Source organism: Pseudomonas sp. WS 5411, from assembly GCF_012985595.1.
Lineage (GTDB): Bacteria > Pseudomonadota > Gammaproteobacteria > Pseudomonadales > Pseudomonadaceae > Aquipseudomonas > Aquipseudomonas shahriarae.
The window spans coordinates 29,435-47,181 of record NZ_JAARMC010000021.1; the positions used below are offsets into that span (position 1 = coordinate 29,435).

The 17,747-nt window shown below is 58.1% G+C and carries 16 protein-coding genes and 2 tRNA genes; 17 read left to right on the forward strand and 1 reads right to left on the reverse strand.

Annotated elements, in window-relative coordinates; translation table 11 throughout:
- Positions 1–103: 103 nt before the first annotated feature.
- Genes carB through HBR93_RS21600 form a run of 3 tightly spaced genes read left to right on the forward strand, consistent with a single transcriptional unit; the run spans position 104 to position 4,231 of the window.
- Entirely contained in the window at positions 104–3,325 is a 3,222-nt protein-coding gene (gene carB, locus HBR93_RS21590) for a carbamoyl-phosphate synthase large subunit (protein WP_057960660.1), read from the forward strand.
- Complete coding sequence (greA, locus tag HBR93_RS21595; RefSeq protein ID WP_032862903.1) at positions 3,322–3,798, forward strand: transcription elongation factor GreA; 477 nt, start codon at positions 3,322–3,324, stop codon at positions 3,796–3,798. Before carB ends, greA begins: the two co-directional genes overlap by 4 nt.
- A gap of 28 nt (positions 3,799–3,826) precedes the next feature.
- On the forward strand, positions 3,827–4,231 hold the full coding sequence (locus tag HBR93_RS21600) for a hypothetical protein (RefSeq protein ID WP_057444151.1): 405 nt from the start codon (positions 3,827–3,829) through the stop codon (positions 4,229–4,231).
- An 8-nt stretch (positions 4,232–4,239) separates the two neighbouring features.
- Here the strand turns inward: HBR93_RS21600 and HBR93_RS21605 are convergent, their stop codons facing one another.
- Positions 4,240–4,548 (reverse strand): YhbY family RNA-binding protein, encoded by a 309-nt coding sequence (locus HBR93_RS21605; RefSeq protein WP_029298992.1) that lies wholly within the window; start codon positions 4,546–4,548, stop codon positions 4,240–4,242.
- A gap of 105 nt (positions 4,549–4,653) precedes the next feature.
- Between HBR93_RS21605 and rlmE the strand changes: the two genes are divergently transcribed.
- From rlmE to rpsO, 14 genes are all read left to right on the forward strand, one after another.
- Complete coding sequence (gene rlmE, locus HBR93_RS21610; protein WP_038445965.1) at positions 4,654–5,304, forward strand: 23S rRNA (uridine(2552)-2'-O)-methyltransferase RlmE; 651 nt, start codon at positions 4,654–4,656, stop codon at positions 5,302–5,304.
- 200 nt (positions 5,305–5,504) lie between these two features.
- Complete coding sequence (ftsH, locus tag HBR93_RS21615; protein WP_029298988.1) at positions 5,505–7,415, forward strand: ATP-dependent zinc metalloprotease FtsH; 1,911 nt, start codon at positions 5,505–5,507, stop codon at positions 7,413–7,415.
- A gap of 8 nt (positions 7,416–7,423) precedes the next feature.
- Complete coding sequence (folP, locus tag HBR93_RS21620) at positions 7,424–8,275, forward strand: dihydropteroate synthase (protein WP_169961050.1); 852 nt, start codon at positions 7,424–7,426, stop codon at positions 8,273–8,275.
- Between the two features lie 16 nt (positions 8,276–8,291).
- The gene (gene glmM, locus HBR93_RS21625; protein WP_169961051.1) at positions 8,292–9,629 is read left to right on the forward strand and encodes a phosphoglucosamine mutase; all 1,338 of its coding nucleotides are present in this window, start codon (positions 8,292–8,294) and stop codon (positions 9,627–9,629) included.
- Between the two features lie 66 nt (positions 9,630–9,695).
- The gene (gene tpiA / locus HBR93_RS21630) at positions 9,696–10,451 is read left to right on the forward strand and encodes a triose-phosphate isomerase (protein ID WP_169961052.1); all 756 of its coding nucleotides are present in this window, start codon (positions 9,696–9,698) and stop codon (positions 10,449–10,451) included.
- Positions 10,452–10,455: 4 nt separating this feature from the next.
- Positions 10,456–10,839, forward strand: a complete 384-nt coding sequence (gene secG / locus HBR93_RS21635; protein ID WP_029298979.1) for a preprotein translocase subunit SecG — start codon at positions 10,456–10,458, stop codon at positions 10,837–10,839.
- 21 nt (positions 10,840–10,860) lie between these two features.
- Positions 10,861–10,946, forward strand: a tRNA-Leu gene (locus tag HBR93_RS21640).
- Between the two features lie 96 nt (positions 10,947–11,042).
- Positions 11,043–11,119 (forward strand) — tRNA-Met (locus HBR93_RS21645).
- Between the two features lie 140 nt (positions 11,120–11,259).
- Positions 11,260–11,718 carry a ribosome maturation factor RimP gene (rimP, locus tag HBR93_RS21650; protein WP_032862957.1) on the forward strand — a complete coding sequence of 153 codons (459 nt, stop codon included), beginning with the start codon at positions 11,260–11,262 and terminating at the stop codon, positions 11,716–11,718.
- A gap of 59 nt (positions 11,719–11,777) precedes the next feature.
- Positions 11,778–13,259, forward strand: a complete 1,482-nt coding sequence (nusA, locus tag HBR93_RS21655; protein ID WP_038445977.1) for a transcription termination factor NusA — start codon at positions 11,778–11,780, stop codon at positions 13,257–13,259.
- 27 nt (positions 13,260–13,286) lie between these two features.
- The gene (gene infB, locus HBR93_RS21660; RefSeq protein ID WP_057440169.1) at positions 13,287–15,812 is read left to right on the forward strand and encodes a translation initiation factor IF-2; all 2,526 of its coding nucleotides are present in this window, start codon (positions 13,287–13,289) and stop codon (positions 15,810–15,812) included.
- Positions 15,813–15,971: 159 nt separating this feature from the next.
- Entirely contained in the window at positions 15,972–16,367 is a 396-nt protein-coding gene (gene rbfA / locus HBR93_RS21665; RefSeq protein ID WP_029298974.1) for a 30S ribosome-binding factor RbfA, read from the forward strand.
- Between the two features lie 3 nt (positions 16,368–16,370).
- On the forward strand, positions 16,371–17,288 hold the full coding sequence (gene truB, locus HBR93_RS21670; RefSeq protein WP_060764100.1) for a tRNA pseudouridine(55) synthase TruB: 918 nt from the start codon (positions 16,371–16,373) through the stop codon (positions 17,286–17,288).
- A 115-nt stretch (positions 17,289–17,403) separates the two neighbouring features.
- On the forward strand, positions 17,404–17,673 hold the full coding sequence (gene rpsO / locus HBR93_RS21675; protein ID WP_003176135.1) for a 30S ribosomal protein S15: 270 nt from the start codon (positions 17,404–17,406) through the stop codon (positions 17,671–17,673).
- Positions 17,674–17,747: the final 74 nt, after the last annotated feature.

Below are 17,747 nucleotides of genomic sequence, written 5' to 3' on the forward strand. Positions count from 1 at the left end.
GAGTGGCCTGCGGGCGGCCCCGACTCTCGGTGGCCCCCGCAGGCTCTTCAAAGATTGTTCAAGACGGCTTGCCGACTGACCTGCGGATTTGAGTGACAAACCCATGCCAAAACGTACAGACATAAAAAGCATCCTGATTCTCGGCGCTGGCCCGATCGTGATCGGCCAGGCCTGCGAATTCGACTACTCCGGCGCCCAGGCCTGCAAGGCCCTGCGCGAAGAGGGTTACCGCGTCATCCTGGTGAACTCCAACCCGGCCACCATCATGACCGACCCGGACATGGCCGACGCCACCTACATCGAACCGATCAAGTGGCAGACCGTTGCCAAGATCATCGAGAAAGAGCGTCCGGACGCACTGCTGCCGACCATGGGTGGCCAGACTGCACTGAACTGCGCCTTGGACCTGGAGCGCGAAGGCGTCCTGGAAAAGTTCGGCGTAGAGATGATCGGCGCCAATGCCGACACCATCGACAAGGCTGAAGACCGTTCGCGTTTCGACAAGGCCATGAAGTCTATCGGTCTTGATTGCCCGCGCTCGGGTATCGCCCACAGCATGGAAGAGGCCAACGCGGTTCTCGAAAAGCTCGGCTTCCCGTGCATTATCCGGCCGTCCTTCACCATGGGCGGCACCGGCGGCGGTATCGCTTACAACCGTGAAGAGTTCGAAGAAATCTGCGCCCGCGGCCTGGATCTGTCACCGACCAAAGAGCTGCTGATCGACGAATCCCTGATCGGCTGGAAAGAGTACGAGATGGAAGTTGTCCGCGATAAAAAGGACAACTGCATCATCGTCTGCTCGATCGAAAACTTCGACCCGATGGGTGTGCACACCGGTGACTCGATCACCGTTGCTCCTGCGCAAACCCTGACGGACAAGGAATACCAGATCATGCGTAACGCCTCGTTGGCGGTACTGCGTGAGATCGGCGTTGAAACCGGTGGTTCCAACGTTCAGTTCGGTATTTGCCCGAACACAGGCCGTATGGTCGTGATCGAGATGAACCCGCGTGTGTCGCGTTCTTCGGCGCTGGCATCAAAAGCTACCGGCTTCCCGATTGCGCGCATCGCTGCCAAGCTGGCGATCGGTTACACCTTGGACGAGCTGCAAAACGAAATCACTGGCGGCGCTACGCCGGCGTCCTTTGAGCCGTCGATCGACTACGTAGTTACTAAGCTGCCACGCTTCGCTTTCGAGAAGTTCCCGAAAGCCGACGCCCGCCTGACCACTCAGATGAAGTCGGTCGGTGAAGTCATGGCCATTGGTCGGACATTCCAGGAGTCCCTGCAGAAAGCTCTGCGTGGCCTGGAAGTTGGCGTTTGCGGTCTGGACGAGAAGCTCGACCTGAGCAACCCGGAAAGCATGAGCATCCTCAAGCGCGAGCTGACCGTGCCGGGCGCCGAGCGTATCTGGTACGTGGCTGACGCCTTCCGCGCGGGCATGACCGTCGAAGACATCTTCGGCATGAACATGATTGATCCGTGGTTCCTGGTGCAGATCGAAGATCTGATCAAGGAAGAAGAGAAGGTCAAGACCCTGGGTCTTTCCTCTATCGACCGCGACCTGATGTTCCGTCTCAAGCGCAAAGGCTTCTCCGACCAGCGTCTGGCCAAACTGCTGGGCGTGACCGAGAAAAACCTGCGCACCCACCGCCACAAACTGGACATCTTCCCGGTCTACAAGCGTGTTGACACGTGCGCCGCAGAGTTCGCCACCGACACCGCGTACCTGTACTCCACCTACGAGGAAGAGTGCGAAGCCGCGCCGTCGGGCCGCGACAAGATCATCATCCTGGGCGGCGGTCCAAACCGTATCGGTCAGGGCATCGAGTTCGACTACTGCTGCGTACACGCCGCCCTCGCCCTGCGCGAAGACGGGTACGAGACCATCATGGTCAACTGCAACCCGGAAACTGTTTCCACTGACTACGACACTTCCGACCGCCTGTACTTCGAGCCGGTAACGCTGGAAGACGTGCTGGAAATCTGTCGCGTCGAGAAGCCAAAAGGCGTGATCGTGCAGTACGGCGGGCAAACCCCGCTGAAACTGGCGCGTGCCCTGGAAGCGGCTGGCGTGCCGATCATCGGTACCAGCCCTGACGCCATCGACCGTGCCGAAGACCGTGAGCGCTTCCAGCAAATGGTCGAGCGCCTGAACCTGCGCCAGCCGCCAAACGCGACCGTGCGCAGCGAAGACGAAGCCATCCGTGCAGCCAGCAAGATCGGCTACCCGTTGGTGGTGCGTCCGTCCTACGTGCTGGGCGGCCGGGCGATGGAAATCGTCTACGAAGAAGAAGAACTCAAGCGTTACCTGCGTGATGCGGTGAAAGTGTCCAACGACAGCCCGGTGCTGCTGGACCACTTCCTCAACTGCGCCATCGAGATGGACGTGGATGCGGTCTGCGACGGTACCGACGTGGTGATCGGCGCGATCATGCAGCACATCGAGCAGGCGGGTGTTCACTCCGGTGACTCCGCGTGCTCCCTGCCGCCGTACTCGCTGCCGCTGCACATCCAGGACGAGATGCGCGAGCAGGTCAAGAAAATGGCCCTGGAGCTGGGCGTGGTCGGCCTGATGAACGTACAGTTGGCGCTGCAAGGCGAAGACATCTACGTCATCGAAGTCAACCCGCGTGCTTCGCGTACCGTGCCGTTTGTTTCCAAGTGCATCGGTGTGTCCCTGGCGATGATTGCTGCCCGTGTCATGGCCGGTAAGACCTTGAAGGAAATCGGCTTCACCAAGGAAATCATTCCGAACTTCTACAGCGTGAAAGAGGCGGTATTCCCATTCGCCAAATTCCCTGGTGTGGACCCGATCCTGGGCCCAGAGATGAAGTCCACCGGTGAAGTGATGGGCGTGGGCGATACCTTCGGCGAAGCATTCGCCAAGGCCCAGATGGGCGCCAGCGAAGTGCTGCCGACCGGCGGTACTGCGTTTATCAGCGTGCGTGATGATGACAAGCCGCTGGTTGCAGGCGTGGCCCGTGATCTGATCAACTTGGGCTTCGAAGTCGTGGCCACCGCCGGGACCGCCAAGCTGATTGAAGCCGCTGGCCTGAAAGTGCGTCGCGTGAACAAGGTAACGGAAGGTCGTCCGCACGTGGTCGATATGATCAAGAATGACGAAGTCACCCTGATCATCAACACCACCGAAGGTCGCCAGTCGATCGCGGATTCCTACTCCATTCGTCGTAACGCCTTGCAGCACAAGATCTACTGCACCACCACCATTGCTGCTGGCGAAGCCATCTGTGAAGCGCTCAAGTTCGGTCCGGAAAAGACCGTGCGTCGCTTGCAGGATCTACACGCAGGATTGAAGGCATGATCAAATACCCAATGACTGTCCAGGGCGCCAAGGCCCTGGAAGAGGAGCACGCCCATCTGACCAAGGTCGTACGTCCAAAGCTGAGCCAGGACATCGGTACGGCCCGTGAGCTGGGCGACTTGAAGGAAAACGCCGAATACCATGCTGCCCGTGAGCAGCAGGGGATGGTCGAGGCGCGGATCCGTGATATCGAAGGGCGCATGCAGAATGCGGTCATCATTGATGTCACGACTATTCCCAAGACCGGCAAGGTGATTTTCGGCACGACTGTAGAAATCGCCAACGTCGAGACGGATGAAAGCGTGACTTACCACATCGTGGGTGAGGACGAGGCTGACTTCAAACTCGGCAAGATCTCCGTCGGTTCGCCCCTGGCCCGCGCCTTGATTGCCAAGGAAGAGGGTGATGTGGTGGCCGTCAAGACGCCCGGTGGCGTGATCGAGTACGAGATTGTCGAAGTTCGTCACATCTGAAAAACGGCGCCCGCTTCGAGCGGGCGCCATGCTTTGGCAGTTGGCTCAGATGCTTTGGGTTGGCGGGCTATGGCTGTTGCATCTTGGTGTATTGCCGGTGCTGGGCATGATTGGCCTGGCGCCGTTGCTGATCGATGAGATCGGCGGATTATTGAGTGCGCTGCTGGTGGGATTTGCGGCGGCGTGCGTGATTCTCCAGGCATTGGTGCTGGTCAAGGCCGAGGGCTTGGGGAGCTTGTGGCGGGATATGCGCGGGCAACTGCTGTTGATGGCGCTGTATGCGTGCGCAATGTATTGCGTGGTGCGCATATTGCTGCCGGAAGCGTTGCGCTGGCAGCTGTTCAGCTATCTTGTGCTAGGGTTTTCTGGCTTGGTGCTGGTGGTACAGCCTGCGCCGGGATGGAGTGGCAGGGCGCGCGAAGCGCGCCCGTGACCCTTGCATCATTTGAAGCGATGAACGTTCGACAGTTGCTTGTTGGCGCTGAAATTCTTGCGATACAGCAGCGCCATCTTGCCGATGACCTGAACCAGGTCCGCTTTGCCCACCTTGCACAGTTCTGCAATGGCGGCCAGGCGCGCTTCGCGATCAAGGATATTGACCTTGATCTTGATCAGCTCGTGATCGCCTAATGCGCGTTCAAGTTCGGCTAACACACCTTCAGTCAAACCGTTGTCGGCCACAATCAAAACTGGTTTCAGATGGTGGCCAATGGATTTGTACTGTTTCTTCTGCTCTTGAGTGAGCGGCATAATCTGACCCCTGCGTCTGATCTTGTAAAAAGCGGCGGCCAGTTTACCCGAGCGAGTCCGGGACCGCCCAGTTAATCACGACCCGTTTTATTTTCGAGGTGGCCCGTGGCCCGTTCCAAAACTAGCCTTAACTGGCTTAAAGAGCATTTCAACGATCCTTACGTCAAAAAGGCGCAAAAGGATGGCTACCGTTCCCGGGCCAGCTACAAGCTGCTGGAGATCCAGGAAAAGGACCGGTTGATCCGTCCCGGCATGAGCGTAATTGATCTCGGCGCAGCCCCCGGTGGCTGGTCCCAGGTGACCAGTCGTCTGATTGGTGGGCAAGGCCGTTTGATCGCTTCCGATATCCTGGAAATGGATAGCATCCCTGATGTGACCTTCGTGCATGGCGACTTTACCCGTGATGATGTACTGGCACAGATCCTCGAGGCTGTCGGAAATTCGCAGGTAGACCTTGTGATTTCGGATATGGCCCCCAATATGAGTGGATTACCAGCCGTGGATATGCCACGCGCCATGTTCCTGTGCGAATTGGCACTGGATCTGGCAGGAAGGGTTCTGCGTCCGGGTGGTGATTTTCTGGTCAAGGTCTTCCTTGGGGAAGGTTTTGACGAGTACCACAAGAACATGCGCAAGCTGTTCGACAAGGTGCAGACCCGCAAGCCTGACTCCTCGAGGGACAGGTCTCGCGAGCAGTATTTGCTGGGCCGCGGCTATCGCGGTGTCGAAGGCGCTGCCAGTGATGAGCGTCTTTAAAGGTTTTAAGGGAGTCGATAGGTTTTTTTATATCGCTTTCGTCACGAAGCTTTACGAATATTGTGTAGTCAAAGTTTCACAAAGGGTTACAGACGGCGCCTGCCAGAGTTGTAGGTAATGTAGTAAGTTAGGCCGGTGAATATCATGCGAAGCGCGCGCCAGTAGCGGAGCTTGCTTCAGAGGGTAGTTAATTGAACGATATGGCAAAGAATCTGATCCTGTGGTTGATCATCGCGGCTGTCCTGGTGACGGTGATGAACAACTTCTCCAGCCCTAACGAGCCGCAGACCCTCAACTATTCCGACTTCATCCAGCAAGTTAAGGATGGCAAGGTCGAGCGCGTAGCGGTTGATGGCTACGTGATCACTGGCAAGCGCAACGATGGCGACAGCTTCAAGACCATCCGTCCGGCGATCCAGGACAATGGTCTGATCGGCGACCTGGTGGACAACAAGGTGGTCGTTGAGGGCAAGCAGCCTGAGCAGCAGAGCATCTGGACCCAGCTCCTGGTGGCCAGCTTCCCGATCCTGGTGATTATCGCCGTCTTCATGTTCTTCATGCGCCAGATGCAAGGCGGCGCAGGGGGCAAGGGCGGGCCGATGAGCTTCGGCAAGAGCAAGGCCCGCCTGCTTTCCGAAGACCAGGTAAAAACCACCCTGGCTGACGTTGCCGGTTGCGACGAAGCCAAGGAAGAAGTTGGCGAGTTGGTCGAGTTCCTGCGCGATCCGGGCAAATTCCAGCGCCTGGGTGGCCGTATTCCTCGCGGTGTACTGATGGTCGGTCCTCCGGGTACCGGTAAAACCCTGCTCGCCAAGGCGATTGCCGGCGAAGCCAAGGTGCCGTTCTTCACCATTTCCGGTTCCGACTTCGTCGAGATGTTCGTCGGTGTGGGCGCCAGCCGTGTGCGTGACATGTTCGAGCAGGCCAAGAAGCACGCGCCATGCATCATCTTCATCGACGAAATCGACGCTGTCGGTCGCCATCGTGGTGCTGGCATGGGCGGTGGTCATGACGAGCGTGAGCAGACCCTCAACCAGTTGCTGGTCGAGATGGACGGCTTTGAAATGAATGACGGCATCATCGTGATTGCCGCCACCAACCGTCCTGACGTACTTGACCCGGCGCTGCTGCGTCCGGGCCGTTTCGACCGTCAGGTTGTGGTTGGCTTGCCAGATATCCGTGGCCGCGAGCAGATTCTCAAGGTCCACATGCGCAAAGTGCCAATGGGCGACGACGTCGCTCCAGGCGTGATTGCCCGCGGTACCCCTGGTTTCTCCGGTGCCGACCTGGCCAACCTGGTGAACGAGGCCTCGCTGTTCGCTGCCCGTACCGGCAAGCGCATTGTCGAGATGAAAGAATTCGAGCTGGCCAAAGACAAGATCATGATGGGTGCCGAGCGCAAATCCATGGTCATGTCCGAGAAAGAGAAGCAGAACACTGCTTATCATGAGGCTGGTCACGCCATTGTCGGTCGCGTTGTGCCTGAGCACGACCCGGTCTACAAAGTGTCGATCATTCCTCGCGGCCGGGCACTGGGTGTCACCATGTTCCTGCCGGAAGAGGATCGTTACAGCCTCTCCAAGCGCGCTCTGATCAGTCAGATCTGCTCGCTGTACGGCGGTCGTATCGCTGAAGAGATGACCTTGGGCTTTGACGGTGTGACCACCGGCGCTTCCAACGACATCATGCGTGCCAGCCAGATTGCCCGGAATATGGTTACCAAGTGGGGCCTGTCCGAAAAACTCGGCCCGCTGATGTATGCCGAGGAAGAAGGCGAAGTGTTCCTGGGTCGTGGTGGTGGCGGTCAAAGTGCCAGCTTCTCCGGCGAGACTGCCAAGCTGATCGACTCTGAAGTGCGCAGCATCATTGACCAGTGCTACGGCACGGCCAAGCAGATCCTCACCGATAACCGTGACAAGCTCGACGCCATGGCCGATGCCCTGATGAAGTACGAGACCATTGATGCCGAGCAGATCGACGACATCATGGCTGGTCGTACGCCTCGCGAGCCTCGTGATTGGGAAGGTGGTTCGGGTACTTCAGGCACGCCGCCAGTGGTACAGAACGAACGCCCGGAAAACCCAATCGGCGGCCCGGCTGCCGACCTTTAAGGCTTGAAATGACTTCTGTGTTGTCCTCCACCCGGTTGCCTTGCGGCAGCCGGGTTCTTGATTTGGCCCATACGCATGTTATGGGCATTCTCAATGTAACCCCTGATTCCTTTTCCGATGGTGGTCGCTTCAGCCGGCTGGACGCGGCTTTGCGCCATGCAGCGGCAATGGTAGCTGCGGGTGCGACCATTATTGATGTGGGGGGCGAATCAACCCGGCCTGGCGCGCGTGCTGTTTCCCCTGTGGAGGAAATGGAGCGTGTTGCGCCGATTGTCGAGCGTATTCACCGCGAACTGGATGTCATTATTTCGGTAGACACCTCGACCCCGGCGGTCATGCGCGAAACCGCGCGGCTCGGGGCCGGGCTGATCAATGACGTGCGCTCGCTGCAGCGCGACGGCGCGCTGGATGCGGCGGCGGCCACCGGGTTGCCTGTCTGTCTGATGCATATGCTCGGCGAGCCCGGGACGATGCAGGACGCGCCGCACTATGATCACCTGGTCGCAGAAGTGACGGCATTTCTTGTCGATCGCATTGCCCAATGCGCCGCTGTGGGAATTGCCCCTGAGCGGATCATTCTCGATCCCGGGTTTGGTTTTGCCAAAACCCTGCAGCACAATCTGAGCCTGTTCAAACATATGGAATCGCTGCATGCCCTTGGTCGCCCCCTGTTGGTTGGGGTGTCGCGCAAGAGCATGATAGGCATGGCCTTGAATCGCCCTGTGGGTGAGCGTCTGTATGGCGGCCTGGCCCTGGCGGCGCTTGCCGTGGCCAAGGGCGCGCGTATTCTGCGGGTGCACGATGTGGCCGAGACAGTTGACGTTGTACGGATGATCGAAGCAGTAAAATCAGCCGAATAAGAATGATGGAGCACTTATGACAAAGAAATATTTTGGCACCGATGGTATTCGTGGTCGGGTCGGCGAATTCCCGATCACTCCGGACTTTATGCTCAAGCTGGGTTGGGCGGCCGGGATGGCCTTCCGCAGCATGGGGGCATGCCGCATTCTGGTGGGTAAGGACACGCGGATTTCTGGCTATATGTTCGAGTCTGCACTCGAGGCGGGCCTGTCTGCCGCCGGGGCGGATGTGATGTTGCTGGGGCCGATGCCTACGCCGGCGATCGCTTACCTGACGCGTACCTTTCACGCTGAAGCCGGTATTGTGATCAGCGCCTCGCACAATCCCCATGATGACAATGGCATCAAGTTCTTCTCGGGCCAGGGCACCAAGCTGCCGGACGCGATCGAGCACATGATTGAAGAGTTGCTGGATGCGCCGATGACCGTCGTCGAATCGGGCAAGCTGGGCAAGGTCTCACGGATTAACGATGCGTCTGGCCGTTATATCGAGTTTTGCAAAAGCAGCGTGCCTACCAGCACCAATTTTGCCGGGCTCAAGGTGGTCATCGACTGTGCCCATGGTGCAACCTACAAGGTTGCTCCCAGTGTATTCAAGGAGTTGGGTGCCGAGGTTACAGTGCTGTCGGCCCAGCCCAACGGCCTGAACATCAACGATAACTGTGGTTCGACCCATATGGGGCAATTGCAGGCAGCGGTATTGGCCGAGCACGCGGACCTGGGTATTGCCTTCGATGGTGACGGTGACCGCGTGTTGATGGTCGATCATACCGGTGCCATCGTCGACGGTGACGACCTGCTGTTCATCATTGCCCGCGACCTGCATGAGCGTAACAAGCTGCAAGGTGGTGTGGTCGGTACCCTGATGAGTAATCTGGGGCTGGAGCTGGCCCTGGCAGACCTGGGGATCCCGTTCGTGCGGGCCAATGTGGGCGACCGCTACGTGATTGCCGAGCTGCTGGAACGCAACTGGCTGGTAGGTGGCGAGAATTCGGGGCATGTCGTGTGCTTCCAGCACACCACGACCGGGGATGCGATCATCGCGGCGCTGCAGGTGCTGTTGGCCCTGCGTCGGCGTGACGAAAGCCTGGCCCTGGCGCGCCAGGCACTGCGCAAGTGCCCGCAGGTGCTGCTCAATGTGCGCTTTTCGGGCGGCGAAAACCCTATCGAGCACCCGGCGATCAAGGAAGCCTGTGAGCGCGTAACCGTCGCTATGGCGGGGCGTGGTCGGGTCTTGTTGCGCAAGTCTGGGACCGAGCCCTTGGTGCGTGTGATGGTCGAAGGCGATGATGAAACACAGGTTCGCGGCTACGCCGAAGAGCTGGCAAAACTGGTAACTGAAGTTTGCGCCTGAATTCGGCTTGCCAGTGTTGATGTGGTTGGGTAACATCTGCGCCCACTTTGACCGACGAGGTACAGCATGCGTCGCACTATGGTAGCTGGTAACTGGAAGATGCACGGTACCCGCGCCAGTGTCGCTGAGCTGGTCAATGGCCTTCGTCACCTGGCCCTGCCGAGCGGTGTTGATATCGCGGTATTCCCGCCTTGCTTGCATATCAACCAAGTGGTTGATGGCTTGAAAGGCAAGTCGATCCAGGTCGGCGCGCAGAATTCTGCGGTGGAAGCCATGCAGGGTGCGTTGACCGGTGAGATTGCACCGAGTCAGCTGGTGGATGCGGGTTGTTCCTATGTGCTTGTTGGGCACTCCGAGCGCCGTCAGATGATGGGCGAACGTGATGGGATACTCAATCGCAAGTTCGCAGCAGCACAGGCTTGTGGCCTGATTCCGGTGTTGTGCATAGGGGAGACCCTTGAGCAGCGTGAATCGGGCAAGACTCTTGAAGTTGTCTCGCGTCAGATGGGCAGCATCATCGAGGAGTTGGGTGTTGGTGCGTTTGCAAAGGCAGTGATTGCTTACGAGCCGGTCTGGGCCATTGGCACCGGGCTGACTGCTACACCGCAACAGGCGCAGGATGTGCACGCAGCCATCCGCGCGCAGTTGGCGGCAGAGAATTCTGAGGTCGCACAAGGTGTGCGGCTTCTATACGGCGGCAGCGTGAAGGCGGCCAATGCGGTCGAACTGTTCGGCATGCCGGATATCGATGGGGGGCTCATTGGTGGAGCTTCCCTGAATGCAGATGAGTTCGGTGCGATTTGTCGCGCCGCGGGAAACTGAGAAAATGCTGGAAACAGTCGTAGTCGTTTTTCATCTGTTGGGTGCACTGGGCGTTGTTGCCCTGGTATTGCTGCAACAGGGTAAAGGTGCGGACGCTGGTGCGTCTTTCGGGGCAGGTGCTTCAAATACTGTGTTCGGAAGCCAAGGTTCCTCTACCTTTCTTAGTAAGTTTACTGCTATACTTGCCGCCGGTTTCTTCATAACCAGCCTGGGGTTAGGTTACTTTGCTAAAGAGAAAGCTCATGTGCTGACTCAAGCAGGTTTGCCAGATCCAGCAGTGTTGGAAGTTCCAAAAGCAAAACCGGCTTCTGATGATGTCCCGGTGCTTCAAGAGCAAAAGTCGGCTACTCCAGCGACTGACGTGCCTCCAGCTCAAGAGCAGAAGTAAGAAGGTTGTAAACGCTGTATTGCCGAGGTGGTGGAATTGGTAGACACGCAACCTTGAGGTGGTTGTGCCCATAGGGTGTAGGGGTTCGAGTCCCCTTCTCGGTACCAATTATCAGGAGAGCCCGCTGTTGCGGGCTTTCTTGTAGGTGGAAGGTTACATTGACCCTGTAAGGGATCGGTCGTATACTTCCGCCCCAGCTTTGTCGCGGGGTGGAGCAGTCTGGTAGCTCGTCGGGCTCATAACCCGAAGGTCGTCGGTTCAAATCCGGCCCCCGCAACCAGTTTTAGCGGAGCCCCTTTTAAGGGGCTTTTTGTTAGCTGGACACTTTCAACGCCGCTGTTCGACGGCGTTTCAAGGATGGGCGTTTCGCCCATTTTTTTATTTTGCACAGCATGCACATACATGCACGAGGGGGTTCAGGTGTCGAGCAAGCTAGAAGAGTTGCAGGCCTTGCTGGCCCCGGTGGTCGTGGCCCTAGGCTATGAATGCTGGGGTATTGAGTTTTCGGCTCAAGGTCGCCACTCAATGTTGCGCGTTTATATCGATAAAGAGGGCGGTGTGCTGGTGGACGATTGTGCCATCGTCAGCCGTCAGATCAGCGGTGTCCTGGATGTTGAAGATCCGATCGCCGTTGAATACACCCTCGAAGTTTCCTCGCCAGGCATGGAACGCCCACTGTTCACTATTGAGCAGTTTGCTAAATATGTCGGTGAACAAGTGAAGATCAAGCTGCGATCCCCTTTCGAAGGGCGACGCAACTTTCAGGGCCTTCTGCGCGGTGTAGAAGAACAGGATGTAGTGGTGCAGGTAGAAGACCACGAGTTCCTGTTGCCGATCGATATGATCGACAAGGCCAACATTATTCCCAGTTTTGACTGAGACGTGCCAGAAACTGCGGATCCCGCGGATCCAATGGCTTGCGAAAGGCGAGGCGTACGATGAGCAAAGAAGTACTGCTGGTTGTTGAGTCGGTATCCAATGAAAAGGGCGTACCGGCTAACGTGATTTTTGAAGCGCTGGAGTTGGCCCTGGCCACTGCTACCAAAAAGCGTTTTGAAGACGAAGTTGATCTGCGTGTGGAAATCAATCGCCACACCGGAGCTTATGAGACTTTCCGTCGCTGGACAGTCGTTGAAGAAGCCGATCTTGATGATCCGGCCATCGAAACCTGGCCAAGCAAGGTTGCGCAAACGCATCCGGGCGCCCAGGTGGGTGACGTCGTCGAGGAAAAGATCGAGTCCATCGAGTTCGGCCGCATCGCTGCACAGACTGCCAAGCAAGTCATTGTGCAAAAGGTCCGTGAAGCCGAGCGCGCTCAAGTCGTTGACGCCTATCGCGAGCGCCTGGGGGAAATCATCTCCGGCACCGTGAAGAAAGTGACCCGCGACAACGTGATCGTCGATCTGGGTAACAATGCTGAAGCGTTGCTGGCCCGTGAAGACATCATTTCCCGCGAAACCTTCCGTGTCGGCGTGCGTTTGCGTGCGCTGCTCAAGGAAATCCGCACTGAGAACCGTGGCCCTCAACTGATCCTGTCGCGTACCGCGCCGGAAATGTTGATCGAGCTGTTCCGTATCGAAGTGCCGGAAATTGCCGAAGGCCTGATCGAAGTCATGGCTGCGTCCCGCGACCCGGGTTCGCGCGCCAAGATCGCGGTCCGCTCCAAGGACAAACGCATCGACCCGCAGGGTGCTTGCATTGGTATGCGCGGTTCGCGCGTCCAGGCAGTGTCGGGCGAATTGGGCGGTGAGCGTGTGGATATCGTGCTGTGGGACGATAACCCGGCGCAGTTCGTGATCAACGCCATGTCCCCGGCTGAAGTCGCGGCAATTATTGTTGACGAGGATGCCCATGCAATGGACATCGCCGTTGGCGCAGACAATCTGGCCCAGGCCATCGGTCGTGGTGGTCAGAACGTGCGTCTGGCCAGCCAGTTGACTGGCTGGACCCTGAACGTCATGACCGAATCGGACATCCAGGCTAAGCAGCAAGCAGAAACCGGCGACATCCTGCGCAACTTCATCGACGAGCTGGAAGTCGACGAAGATCTGGCACAGGTGCTGGTAGATGAAGGCTTTACCAGCCTGGAAGAGATTGCCTACGTACCGGTGGAGGAAATGCTCAACATCGACGGCTTTGACGAAGACACCGTCAACGAGCTTCGCGCTCGGGCCAAGGATCGCTTGTTGACTAAAGCCATCGCTACTGAGGAAAAGCTGGCAGACGCCCATCCGGCCGAAGACCTGCTCTCGCTTGAGGGTATGGACAAGGATTTGGCGATGGAACTGGCGGTGCGCGGCGTAATTACCCGCGAAGACCTGGCCGAGCAGTCTATTGACGACCTGCTCGACATCGACGGCATTGACGATGATCGTGCCGGCAAGTTGATCATGGCCGCCCGAGCCCATTGGTTCGAGTAATTAGGCGCGGCCTGAGGAGAGAAGTGCATGACGCAAGTCACGGTGAAACAACTGGCCGATGAGGTCAAAACACCGGTAGAGCGCCTGTTGCAGCAGATGCGTGAGGCAGGTCTGCCGCACACCGCCGCCGAGGAACATGTGAGCGACAGTGAGAAGCAATCGTTGCTGACTCACTTGAAAAGCAGCCACAAGGCGAAAGTGGAAGAACCGCGCAAGATTACATTGCAGCGCAAAACAACCAGCACCCTGCGGGTGGCTGGTAGCAAGAGCATCAGCGTTGAAGTGCGTAAGAAGAAAGTCTTCGTACAGCGCAGCCCGGAAGAAATCGAAGCCGAGCGCAAACGCGAGATGGACGAACGTCGCGCAGTAGAAAATGCTGCACGTCAGAAGGCTGAAGAAGAAGCCAAGCGTCGCGCCGAAGAAGAAGCGCGTCGCCAGCCTGCTGCTGCGCAACCTGCTGGTACTGACGCAGTCGCTGCGCCTAGCGCGCCTGTAGAAGCTGTGCGTGAGGCCGCTCCGGTTGCCGCTGCACCAGCGCCTGCTGCTGACGCTCGCAAGCGCGACGAACCTCGTCGTCCGGACAAACCACGTGCCGACGATAACAATCGTCGTAGCGGCGGTGGCGATGGCGAGCGTAAAAACGCTCCACATCGTGCTTCGGTCAAAGAGAAAGCGCCTGCTCCGCGCGTTGCCCCACGTACTACCGACGAAGAAAGCGATGGCTTCCGTCGTGGTGGTCGCGGCAAGGCCAAGCTGAAGAAACGCAACGCCCACGGTTTCCAGAGCCCAACCGGCCCTGTCGTGCGTGAAGTGAAGATCGGCGAGACCATCACTGTTGGCGATCTCGCTCAGCAGATGTCGGTCAAGGCTGCTGAAATCATCAAGTTCATGTTCAAGCTGGGTACTCCAGCCACCATCAACCAGGTACTGGACCAGGAAACTGCCCAACTGGTTGCTGAAGAGCTGGGCCACAAAGTGACCCTGGTCAGCGACACCGCCCTGGAAGATTCCCTGGCCGAGTCCCTGAAGTTTGAAGGTGAAGCGGTTTCCCGTGCTCCAGTCGTGACCGTCATGGGCCACGTTGACCACGGTAAGACTTCCCTGCTCGACTACATCCGTCGTGCCAAGGTTGCAGCGGGCGAAGCCGGCGGCATTACCCAGCACATCGGTGCCTACCACGTTGAAACCGACCGTGGCATGGTGACGTTCCTCGACACCCCTGGTCACGCCGCGTTTACCGCCATGCGTGCCCGTGGTGCCAAGGCGACCGACATCGTGATCCTGGTGGTTGCAGCGGACGACGGCGTGATGCCGCAAACCATCGAAGCCGTTCAGCATGCTAAAGCAGCTGGCGTGCCGCTGGTGGTTGCCGTGAACAAAATCGACAAGCCGGGCGCTGATCTCGATCGCATCCGTAGCGAACTGTCGGTTCATGGCGTGACTTCCGAAGAGTGGGGTGGCGACACTCCATTCGTACCGGTCTCGGCGAAGATGGGTACCGGCGTTGACGAACTGCTCGAAGCAGTCCTGTTGCAAGCCGAGGTCCTGGAACTGACCGCTACCCCATCGGCTCCTGGCCGTGGTGTTGTGGTTGAATCCCGCCTCGACAAGGGCCGTGGCCCGGTTGCGACCGTTCTGGTTCAAGACGGTACCCTGCGCCAAGGCGACATGGTGCTGGTCGGTTCGAACTACGGCCGTGTACGTGCCATGCTCGACGAGAACGGCAAGCCAATCAAGGAAGCCGGTCCAGCCATCCCTGTCGAGATTCTCGGCCTGGACGGTACTCCGGACGCTGGCGACGAGATGAGCGTAGTTGCCGACGAGAAGAAAGCCCGTGAAGTGGCTCTGTTCCGTCAAGGCAAGTTCCGCGAAGTCAAGCTGGCCCGTGCTCACGCCGGCAAGCTGGAAAACATCTTCGAGAACATGGGCCAGGAAGAGAAGAAGACGCTTAACATCGTCCTCAAATCTGACGTCCGTGGTTCCCTCGAAGCGTTGAACGGCGCCTTGAACGGCCTGGGTAACGACGAAGTGCAAGTGCGTGTTGTCGGTGGCGGTGTCGGTGGTATCACCGAATCCGACGCCAACCTGGCACTGGCTTCCAACGCTGTACTGTTCGGCTTCAACGTGCGTGCCGATGCTGGCGCACGGAAGATCGTCGAGCAGGAAGGCCTGGACATGCGTTACTACAACGTCATCTACGACATCATCGAAGACGTCAAGAAAGCCCTCACCGGCATGCTTGGCAGTGACGTTCGGGAAAATATCCTGGGTGTCGCCGAAGTTCGTGACGTGTTCCGTTCGCCGAAGTTTGGCGCGATCGCCGGTTGCATGGTTATCGAAGGTACTGTGCACCGTAACCGTCCAATCCGTGTACTGCGTGAAGACATCGTTATCTTCGAAGGCGAGCTGGAATCCCTGCGCCGCTTCAAGGATGACGCTTCCGAAGTACGTGCCGGCATGGAGTGCGGTATTGGCGTCAAGAGCTACAACGACGTCAAGCCTGGCGACAAGATCGAAGTCTACGAGAAGGTTCAGGTTGCTCGCAGCCTCTAACTCGCGCACTTCAGGAGCCACGCCGCGTGTGGGCATGCAAATGCCCCGCGCAGTGTCCGGACTCTAAACGCAACGCCCGGTCTGGCTTTTGTCAGGCCGGGCGTTTGCCGCTTTCAGACCCCACGGGTTTCACCGTGTGGCAGTAACAGGTAACAAGACATGGCAAAAGAATACAGCCGTACCCAACGTATCGGCGATCAGATGCAGCGCGAGCTGGCCCAACTGATCCGTCGCGAAGTCAAAGACCCGCGCGTTGGCCTGGTCACCATCACCGCTGTTGAAGTGAGCCGTGACGTCGGTCACGCCAAGATCTTCATCACCGTGATGGGTCAGGACAACAGCGAAGAAATCGCGCAAAGCATCAAGGTGCTCAACTCCGCTGCAGGTTTCCTGCGTATGCAGTTGGCCCGTGAGATGAAGCTGCGCAGCGTGCCCCAGTTGCACTTCCACTACGACGAAAGCGTCGTGCGTGGTGCGCACCTGTCGGCCCTGATCGAGCGCGCCGTGGCTGAAGACAATCAGCATCCGTCCACACCTGAAGACGCCAAGGAGTAAGCGGTGGCTCAGGTCAAACGTATCCGTCGTAACGTCAGCGGCATCATCCTGCTCGACAAGCCCATTGGTTTTACCTCCAATGCGGCGTTGCAGAAGGTCCGCTGGCTGCTCAATGCCGAAAAGGCCGGGCACACTGGTAGCCTCGACCCCCTGGCTACTGGCGTGTTGCCATTGTGCTTTGGCGAGGCCACCAAGTTCTCGCAATACCTGCTCGATTCGGACAAGGGTTACGAAACCCTTATGCAGCTGGGCAAGACCACCACCACGGCAGACGCCGAAGGTGATGTTCTGCAGGTTCGCGACGTGACCGTTGGTCGTGCAGATATCGAGGCTGCCTTACCCGCTTTTCGTGGGCAAATCAGTCAGATACCGCCGATGTACTCGGCTCTCAAGCGTGATGGCCAGCCTCTTTACAAGCTGGCACGTGCGGGCGAAGTAGTGGAGCGTGAACCGCGTTCTGTTACTATTACGCGCTTGGAATTGCTCGCCTGTGAAGGCGACACCGCCCGCTTGGCCGTGGACTGCAGCAAAGGCACCTATATCCGTACCCTGGTGGAAGATATTGGTGAACAGCTCGGTTGCGGCGCGTACGTTGCAGAACTGCGACGCACCCAGGCTGGCCCTTTCACCCTGGCCCAGACGGTCACGTTGGAAGAGTTGGAAGCTGTACATGCCGAAGGTGGCAATGAAGCAGTTGATCGCTTCCTGATGCCGTCGGACAGCGGTTTGCTGGATTGGCCATTGCTGCACTTCTCGGAACACAGCGCGTTCTACTGGCTCAACGGCCAGCCGGTCCGCGCACCGGATGCTCCGAAGTTCGGCATGGTGCGGGTACAAGATCATAACGGTCGCTTTATCGGTATCGGTGAAGTGAGCGAAGACGGGCGCATCGCGCCGCGTCGGCTGATTCGGTCAGAATGACCGAACGAGTGTGGCTGTTAACAGGCACGGTCAACACTCATTTTTAGATACAGGGATTTGTCCCTGGCCTGTTGAAACTGCCCTTTGGGTGGTTTCCTGAAAAAAGGATTGCCTCATGGCTCTCGACGTTCAAGAAAAAGCACAAATCGTAGCTGACTATCAGCAAGCTGTTGGTGACACTGGTTCGCCAGAAGTGCAAGTTGCACTGCTGACCCACAACATCAACAAGCTGCAGGGTCACTTCAAGGCCAACGGTAAAGATCACCACTCCCGTCGTGGTCTGATCCGCATGGTAAACCAGCGCCGTAAGCTGCTGGACTACCTGAAAGGCAAGGATCTGGGCCGTTACCAGGCTCTGATCGGTCGCCTGGGTCTGCGTCGCTAATCAGCGATTGCGCTAGAGGTTGGTTGTTTGCCGTGTGTCAGTGGGTTTCCCGCTGGCCCATGGCAGGCTCCCAG